Genomic DNA, 8,236 nt, shown 5'->3' on the forward strand with positions numbered 1-8,236 from the left:
TCATATAGCTATCCTTGTCGGACGGCAGCCCGGGTGCTTTCGGGAAAATTTCGGCCACCGCATCGCGCTGTGATTCCCAGATGGCGTGGAGCCTTGTCACGATCGGCGGCGCGCCTGACGTGATGGCAGTAACGCCGACCTGCCCGGCGAAAGGATCGGACTCTCGAATGTCATAGCTTGCAGCCTTGAACGCGGCGACGATCTCGTCAGAGAAGGCATCGCGCCCTATGCGCCGAAACGCGCCGGCAAGCCGCCCGGCGATAGCCGAATGGCCTCCATCGAGCAAAAGCCCTAGCACGCCTGAGACACTGCGTAATGAAGCCATAGCAACCTGGGCTTCGATTGGGTAACGCTGGAAGAATGCCTCGGGCACACGGACGAGGGCGGCATTGACGGGAAACAGGCGCAAGCCGTTCTTCTCCGTCAGGTTTTCAGGCATATCCTTGATTTTGAGGTCGTATAGCGATGTGCCAAACAGCAGGTCGATTTTATTGTTGCCTCCGTAAGGGCTGCTGACCACCACCTGCGGTGGGATCGCAGCAGCCTCTGCGTGCAGGAGCAATGATTGCTCGGGAGAAAGGTACCACGCCTTCCCGAAACGCTCGTTGCAATACATCGCGCAAAACTCCCAGAAGCTGGCATACCAAGGCGTCGTGTCTTGCTCCTGCGCTTGCGGTCCGGTGGACATCAACCACCCTTTGATCACCTCACGGAGGAATCCGTTTTGGAGTAGGCGTTCACGATGGACCCGGGTGATCTCTTGAGATTTGAAAATGCGGCGCCCTCCTGCCTGCAGGTCCTGAAGGATGGCGAGGGATTCCGCGAGTTTTTCGTGAGGCTTAGCCATGGCTGTGCCCTTGCAAGTTTCTGGTGCCGTTCAAATACAAGTATATAGAGATGTGTGATCGCAAGTCAATTACGCTGCGCAAATACAAGTTTTTGGTGATGTGTCATTACAAGTTTTTGACGCTGGACAGACGAGAAAAATCTTAAATCTCAATGAGATATACGGATATATCGCTGCCGACGTCACCATGAAAAACCGGGTTTGTAGGAGGCAGCTGCAAAGCTTACGCTCCTGTTGGCAGAATGATGGCAACAGGAATTCGCGACATCGAGCTTACCGGCATCGGTTCACATTTGCCTTTCGGAACAACTATCATATCGACCCGACAGGCCGCCCCATCCCGTAACAGTGAGGTGGCGATGGCCCTAAGGGACTTTCTGTCAAAGAGCATGAGCTTGCTTTCGTCGAGCACAATCTGAGTTCCGTATCGACAACTGGCCGTCGCAGAATACCGGGTCGGTTAGATAGGCAGCACTTCCGAGCGCTTGACCTGGCCAAGCGCGAAGCTGCTTTCGATCGACGCGATGTTGTCCAGCCGCGTCAGCTTGTCCTTGATGAACCGCTCATAGGCCTCGAGGTCGCGCACCACGATGCGCATCAGGTAATCCCGCTGGCCGGTCATCAGATAGCAGTCGACCACCTCCGGCCAGCGCAGCACCGCCTGGGAGAAGCGGTCGAGATCATCCTCGCGTTGCCGTTCAAGCTTGATCGACGCGAAAGCGCTGATCGGCAGGCCGAGCTTCTTCTGGTCAACGACCACGGTGTAACCCTTGATGACGCCGGCGCTCTCCAGGAGCCGCACGCGCCGGGCGCAAGGTGAAGGCGAAAGTCCGACGGCTTCGGCGAGCTCGTTCGTCGTCGCCTTTGCGTTCTTCTGCAGCGCAGCGATGATTTTAAGGTCGATTGCATCGAGCGTCGGATTTGGCACGTTTCCCTCGTCTGGGCGTCACTATTGGCTGGATCAGCCAATATCATTGATATGCTTGCGCAAGAATAGCCACTTTTGAGAGACCTTGGCCGCTATCGTTGAGCCGCGATTTCACGGGAGCCGACGATGACGATCCTTTCCGAACTTGAACGCAAGGTTCTGTGGCTGGCTGTCTGGATGATCCATCATGCCAATCATGTTCGCGGGTCGCAGGAGGGCCTCAAGGTTGGCGGACATCAGGCGTCGTCGGCCTCCGCATCGACCTTGATGACGGCGCTCTACTTCCAGATCCTCAGGCCCGAAGACCGCGTTGCCGTCAAGCCGCATGCCAGCCCGGTTTTCCATGCCATCCAGTATCTGTTCGGCAAGCAGACGCTTGAGCAGCTGCAGAATTTTCGCGGCTATCGCGGCGCGCAGTCCTACCCGTCTCGAACCAAGGATATCGATGATGTCGATTTCTCGACCGGGTCGGTCGGACTGGGCGTGGCGCAGACCCTTTTCTCCTCCCTGGTCCAGGATTATGTCAGGGCAAAAGGCTGGCACGCGGACCAGCCGGAAGGCCGGATGATTGCCCTTCTCGGCGACGCTGAGATGGATGAAGGCAATATCTTCGAGGCGCTTCTCGAAGGCTGGAAGCACGGCCTGCGCAACACCTGGTGGGTCGTCGACTACAACAGGCAAAGCCTTGATGCGGTGGTGCGCGAAGGCCTGTGGCAACGCTTCGAGTCCATCTTTCTCAACTTCGGCTGGGATGTGGTGATCCTCAAACATGGGACATTGCAACAAGCGGCTTTCCAGGAAGAGGGAGGCGAAAAGCTGCGGTCCTGGATCGATGCTTGCCCCAATCAGCTCTATTGCGCGCTGACCTTCCAGGGCGGCGGCGCATGGCGCCAGCGCCTTCTGGACGACCTTGGTGATCAGGGACCGGTCACCCGCCTCATCGAGAAGCGCAGCGACGAAGACCTTGCCGCCTTGATGGCGAATCTCGGCGGCCATGATCTGGCGAGCATCGTCGATGCCTTCGAGGCAGCGCGCGGCCATGATCGTCCGACCTGCTTCATCGCCTACACCATCAAAGGCTTCGGCCTGCCGCTCGCCGGCCACAAGGACAATCACGCCGGATTGATGACGCCGGCGCAAGTCGACACGCTGCGGCAAGGCATGGGTGTCCGCCAGGGGCGTGAATGGGAGATGTTCGAGGGCCTTGCGTACGATGAGGCCGCGATCCGGTCCTATCTGGCGTCGTCACCCTTCGCGCAGGCAGCCACCCGTCGCCATAAAGCCCCAGCCGTGCCCGTGCCGGCACAGATACCCTGGAGCGCACAGGCCTCCATGTCGACACAGCAGGGTTTCGGCCTTTTGATGCACGGGATCGCCAAGTCAGACAGCGATTTTGCAAAGCGTGTCGTCACCACGTCTCCGGACGTGACCGTCTCGACCAATCTTGGCGCCTGGGTTAACAGGCGGGGTCTGTTCGCGCGCGGCGACCAGGCGGACATTTTTCGTGAAGAACGCATTCCCTCGACCTTCAACTGGACGTTTTCGCCGTCGGGACAGCATTTCGAACTCGGCATCTCGGAGATGAATCTCTTCACGATGCTGTCGGCGCTGGGTTTGTCGCACTCGCTTCACGGCGAACGCCTGCTTCCGGTCGGAACGCTCTACGACCCCTTCATCGAGCGTGGCCTCGATGCGCTCAATTATGCCTGCTATCAGGACGCGCGCTTTATCCTGGCGGGGACGCCTTCCGGAGTGACGCTGGCGCCCGAGGGCGGAGCGCATCAGTCGATCGCCACGCCGCTGATCGGCATGGCACAGGACGGCCTGGCGACATTCGAGCCGGCCTATGTCGACGAGCTGGCAGTCATCCTGCGCTGGGCATTCGACTACATGCAGCGCTCCGGCGAGGCCGAGCCCGATGACCATACCTGGCTGCGCGATCAGACGGGAGGTTCGGTCTACCTCAGGCTCTCGACGCGGTTGATCGAACAGCCGACACGCCAGACCGGGGATCCGCTGGCGCGCGACATCGTCGATGGCGCCTACTGGTTGCGCAAACCCGGGCCGAATGCCGCGGTGGTGATCGCCTATTCGGGAGCTGTCGCGCCGGAGGCGGTTCAGGCATTGGGGCTGATGGCCGGTGACCGGCGCGATGTCGGGCTTCTTGCCGTGACTTCGGCCGATCGGCTGAACGCCGGCTGGTCGGCCGCGGCGCGGGCGCGCCAATATGGCCATCCGCATGCGACCAGTCATGTCGAGCGCCTGTTGGCGGGCCTGCCTGCCTCATGCGCCATCGTGACGGTGTTGGACGGACATCCCGCAACGCTCGCCTGGCTTGGGTCGGTTCATGGACATCGCACGCGCGCGCTCGGCGTCGAGCATTTCGGCCAGACCGGTACGATCGCGGATCTCTATCGGCACTACGGGATCGATGCGCAAGGTATCATGGCCGCAGTGCAATCGGTGTCGGCCGGCCGGCCGCTCAGGCACCTTGGCTCCGCCGCCTGACGATCCGCCAGCATCGCCTTGCGGCCGGGTCGTTCGTCAGGAAGCCGTCAATACCTGAATTCCTTGAGGGCGGCTGCCAATCGTCGGCGCCATCTTCCCGTGTGGCAAGCGCGTGGAGATGAAAATGGCTGAGGCCGGCGATCTCATGGGTCGTGAAGCGCTGCGGTCGTCGGTGGGGACGGCGGCGGCGATTGCGCATCACGGCGAACTCATCCAGGGCGTCTTCAAGGATGATGGCGGGCGCCTTCATCGCGGGCTCGTCACGCTGCCGATCGCCGGCTTGAGATCGGAGGCGCGCTTTGCCAGGAGCGACGCAGATGCGGTCGTTGTCCACCCCGATCACAAGGTCAAGGCGTCGGCCGCCGCGCGGCTTACGCTCGATTTCTTGAACGTCACCGGCGGCGGGGAACTGACACTTCAAAGCGCAATTCCCGTGGGGCACGGCTACGGCTCATCGACGGCGGACGTTGTCGCTTCCATTCGCGCTGTCGCCGCTGCCGTCAGCGTCCAGCTGCGGCCGTCAAGCATCGGGCGTCTGGCGGTGGCTGCCGAGCGCGCCAGCGACGCGATCGCGTTCGACGATCACGCAGTGCTTTTCGCGCAACGCGAAGGCACGGTGATCGAGAATTTCGGAGGCTCCCTGCCGCCGCTGCTTCTGGTCGGGTTCAAGGCAAATGGCGGGGTTCCGGTCGATACATTGCAGCTGCCGCCCGCACGCTACGACAGTGCCGAAATCCAGGAATTCGGCGTGCTGCGGGCGCTGGTGGCGCGGGCGGTTCGCCTTCAGGATCCCTATCTTCTCGGACGCGCCGCCTCGGCCAGTGCCCTGATCAGTCAACGGCACTTGCCGAAACAGAGCTTCGGCGAGATCGCCGAAATCGCCCGGCGAGCCGGAGCGTGCGGGGTGCAAGTCGCCCATAGCGGTTCGTTGTTCGGCCTGATTTTCGATCTCTTCGCATCGAATCTGAAGCGACGCGCGGCCCTGGTCGCGCAGCAGATAAGACGTGCCGGCTTCAAGGATGTCGAGGTCCATCTGGTGAATGCGGAGGGCTGGACATGGTGACCCTCGACGTGGACTATTTCAGGGACCTGGAGACCCCGCGCCTTGCGCGCCTGGCGCCAAATCTCGTGGCCGCGGCGTTTCCGCTGATGAAGCTGATGCCGGCCCGCTACATTCTGGATCGGGCAGCGTCGGATGGCGAACTGAAGGCAGGCTCCCACATTGTCGAAACGACGTCCGGCACGTTCGGAATGGCGGTCGCGCTGCTGGCGGCGGCGCGTGACTATCAGCTTACGCTCGTCACCGCTTCAACGCTGATCGATGCCAAATACAAAGCCCGCCTGGAGCGCATCGGCGCCACGGTCATCGCCCTTGACGATCCGCGCGGCGACGGCAACCAGCCTGGCCGGCTGGAGCGCCTGCAGGAAATCTTGGCCGACGAGCCGGATGGCTTCTGGACCCGCCAATACGACAGTCCGGGCAACTGGCTTGCCTATGCGCGGCTGGCCGAACTCTTCATCCGCGCAATGGGCAAGGTCGACTGCCTGGTCGGCTGTGTCGGTACGGGCGGCTCGCTATGCGGCACCACCTCCTTTTTGCGAACTGTCTTTCCGCATCTGACGGTGTTTGCCGTCGATACCCATCGCAGCATCCTGTTCGGACAGCCCGTCGGCAAACGCATGCTSCGGGGCCTGGGCAACAGCGTTCTGCCGAAAAATGTCAGGCATGAGCTTGTCGACGAGGTCCATTGGGTTGGCGCCTATCCGGCTTATAGGACCGCGCATCGTTTGCTGCGCGAGCACGGCCTCTTCATGGGGCCGACCAGCGGCGCAGCCGCGTTGGTGGCACAATGGGTTGCAACGACACTTCCGGATGCGCAAGTGGCGGTCATCATGCCTGACGAAGGCCATCGCCATGCCGAGACTGTCTACAATGATGACTGGCTTGCGGCTCTGCCTGGCTGGCCCTGCAAGGAACTGTCGGAGCCAAGGACTCTGGCCACCATCGCACCGGCCGCGGAGACGCAATGGACGCGCTTTCTTTGGCTGCGTCGCAGTCTCGACGATGTGCTGAAAACGCAGGCAGCAGGCGACGTGCCACCGGCTGTTGGCGCCGCGGAAAAACTATGAAGCGAGATCCAGCCCGTTTTTGTCGAGCCAGCGCCAGGCATCGTCCGTCGTCTGGAAGATAGGATCGTGTTCGTTCGATCCGGCCGACCGATCGAGGTCCTTGAGACCGCTGGCTGTCACGACGGCCACGACACGGTCTGTGGCTGCGATAACACCTTGGTCCTTCAATGCCGATATCGCCATCAGCGGCGTGACCGACGCCAATTCCGCAACGATCCCTTCGTCCCGCGCGAGGCGTTCCTGCATCGCGATCAGGCCGTTATTGCTGACGGGGACGGCGTGCCCGCCGGATTCACGCAGCGCCTTCAGCGCCTGAAAGGTGCTGYGCGGCGTGCCGATCGATACGGCAAGGCTGTCGAAAAGCATCTTGCGTTCACTCAACGCATCGGCGCCGCTGGCCAGAGCGTCCGCCAGCGACCCATGCACCTCCGCCGCGACGAGACGAGGCAAGCGCGTGATCGACCCTGCCGCGAACAGCTCGCAAAAGCCGGCCCATACACCGGACAGGGCATCGCCGTAGCAGACCGGCAGGACGCACCAGTCTGGCGCCATGCCATCTGATTGCTCGACGATCTCGTAGGCGATCGTCTTGTAGCCCTCGATGCCGAGTGGATGGCTGCCGACGACGGGACCGTGATAGGGCGAGGCGATGAACCAGTCGTATCGGGCCGCCGCCTGTTCAAGCAGCGACCATCGGTCCATTTTGCTGACCAGGGGCAGTACCGTCGCGCCATATTTGCGGATCTGCGCCAGCATCGCGCCCGCCGATCCCGCGAAAGTGGTGACGACGCATTTCAAGCCCGCGCGGGCAGCGTAGGCCGCCAGCGAAGCCCCGGCGTTTCCCGATGAGGCGGTCGCGACGATCTTCGCGCCACGCGCGCGCGCCACACTGACCGCGATGGTCGAGAACCGGTCCTTATGCGACCAGGTCGGGTTGCGGCCTTCGTCCTTGATTGCAAGATCCGGCACGCCGAGAAACGCGCCGATGCGCGGCGCGGCAAGCAAAGGCGTCAGCCCCTCACCGAGGCTCACCGCCTCGGCTTCCGTGCAAGGCAGCATATTCGCAAAACGCCACAGCGAGCGCGAGCTGGCGGCGCCGGCCAAGAGGGGAGACTGTGGGGCCGCGTAGACGGGCGCAAGATTTGCCGGCGCGGTGTCTTGGCACCGTGCGCATCCTTTGGAGTCGATTGTGACATCGGCGGGGTAGGAAGCGCCGCATCGGATGCAGACGAGTTCCAGAATCCGGCTTTTGTGCATCCCGGGACGGCTGATCTCGCCTGAGGAATGCGCGGACATGTCGTGCGCGAGGTCGCGAAACGGCCGGCTCGTCATGGCTATTCCTTGTCCARGAAACGATGAATTCGCTGGTTGTTTCAAACAGCCCGCAGCACGGCTGTCAATGCGGAATGTGCACTATAGTGTGTCGCACCATAGTGCGCGTCGTAGCATCCGTTGTTTGATGAAACTTCGCGGCGTTTTTGGCCTGAACGTGCAGCGGCTTCGCAGAGAGCGAAAACTCTCGCAGGAGCAGTTGTCTTTCGTTTCGGGCCGCACGCGCGCCTATATCAGCAGCGTCGAGGCCGGGCGACGCAACGCCACGCTGGATACAGTCGAAATTCTGGCCAAGGCGTTGAATGTCGAGCCACAAGAGTTGGTTTCGGCAAGCACGACAAGTAAGCGAGCTATTCGGGTGACGAAGCAGGCGACTTCAAAGTCGACGGATTGAAGCCAGACTTCCTCAATGCTGTACTGACCCGGTTTTCACTTATCTCGTCTTTGTGATGCGGGATTGACTCCTTTAGTGTACATTCGATGCTTGTCCC

General features: G+C 61.6%; 6 protein-coding genes and 1 pseudogene. 4 read left to right on the forward strand and 3 right to left on the reverse strand.

Translation table 11 applies throughout. From position 1 onward, the window contains the following. Both AC1DX0_RS26625 and AC1DX0_RS26630 read right to left on the reverse strand, forming a co-directional pair. Positions 1–847 (reverse strand): annotated as a pseudogene (locus AC1DX0_RS26625) (Fic family protein); the annotation flags it as partial. Positions 848–1,307: 460 nt separating this feature from the next. Continuing rightward, the gene (locus tag AC1DX0_RS26630; RefSeq protein ID WP_477223593.1) at positions 1,308–1,775 is read right to left on the reverse strand and encodes an Lrp/AsnC family transcriptional regulator; all 468 of its coding nucleotides are present in this window, start codon (positions 1,773–1,775) and stop codon (positions 1,308–1,310) included. A gap of 126 nt (positions 1,776–1,901) precedes the next feature. Here AC1DX0_RS26630 and AC1DX0_RS26635 point away from each other — a divergent pair, with 126 nt between their 5' ends. From AC1DX0_RS26635 to AC1DX0_RS26645, 3 genes are all read left to right on the forward strand, one after another. Further along, entirely contained in the window at positions 1,902–4,283 is a 2,382-nt protein-coding gene (locus tag AC1DX0_RS26635) for a transketolase (protein ID WP_477223594.1), read from the forward strand. Between the two features lie 118 nt (positions 4,284–4,401). Next, positions 4,402–5,346: a GHMP family kinase ATP-binding protein gene (locus AC1DX0_RS26640; RefSeq protein WP_477223595.1), complete on the forward strand. Its 945-nt coding sequence runs from the start codon at positions 4,402–4,404 to the stop codon at positions 5,344–5,346. Continuing rightward, positions 5,340–6,413 (forward strand): PLP-dependent cysteine synthase family protein, encoded by a 1,074-nt coding sequence (locus tag AC1DX0_RS26645; RefSeq protein WP_477223596.1) that lies wholly within the window; start codon positions 5,340–5,342, stop codon positions 6,411–6,413. Before AC1DX0_RS26640 ends, AC1DX0_RS26645 begins: the two co-directional genes overlap by 7 nt. Here the strand turns inward: AC1DX0_RS26645 and AC1DX0_RS26650 are convergent. Next, positions 6,408–7,670, reverse strand: coding sequence for a threonine synthase (locus AC1DX0_RS26650; RefSeq protein ID WP_477357415.1), 1,263 nt, complete (start codon positions 7,668–7,670; stop codon positions 6,408–6,410). The two genes, AC1DX0_RS26645 and AC1DX0_RS26650, sit on opposite strands and share 6 nt — an antisense overlap. 202 nt (positions 7,671–7,872) lie before the next feature. On the opposite strand from AC1DX0_RS26650, the gene AC1DX0_RS26655 reads away from it, so the two are divergent. Then, positions 7,873–8,139, forward strand: coding sequence for a helix-turn-helix domain-containing protein (locus tag AC1DX0_RS26655; protein WP_477223597.1), 267 nt, complete (start codon positions 7,873–7,875; stop codon positions 8,137–8,139). Positions 8,140–8,236: the final 97 nt, after the last annotated feature.

Source organism: Mesorhizobium sp. P3_A9, assembly GCF_056402975.1.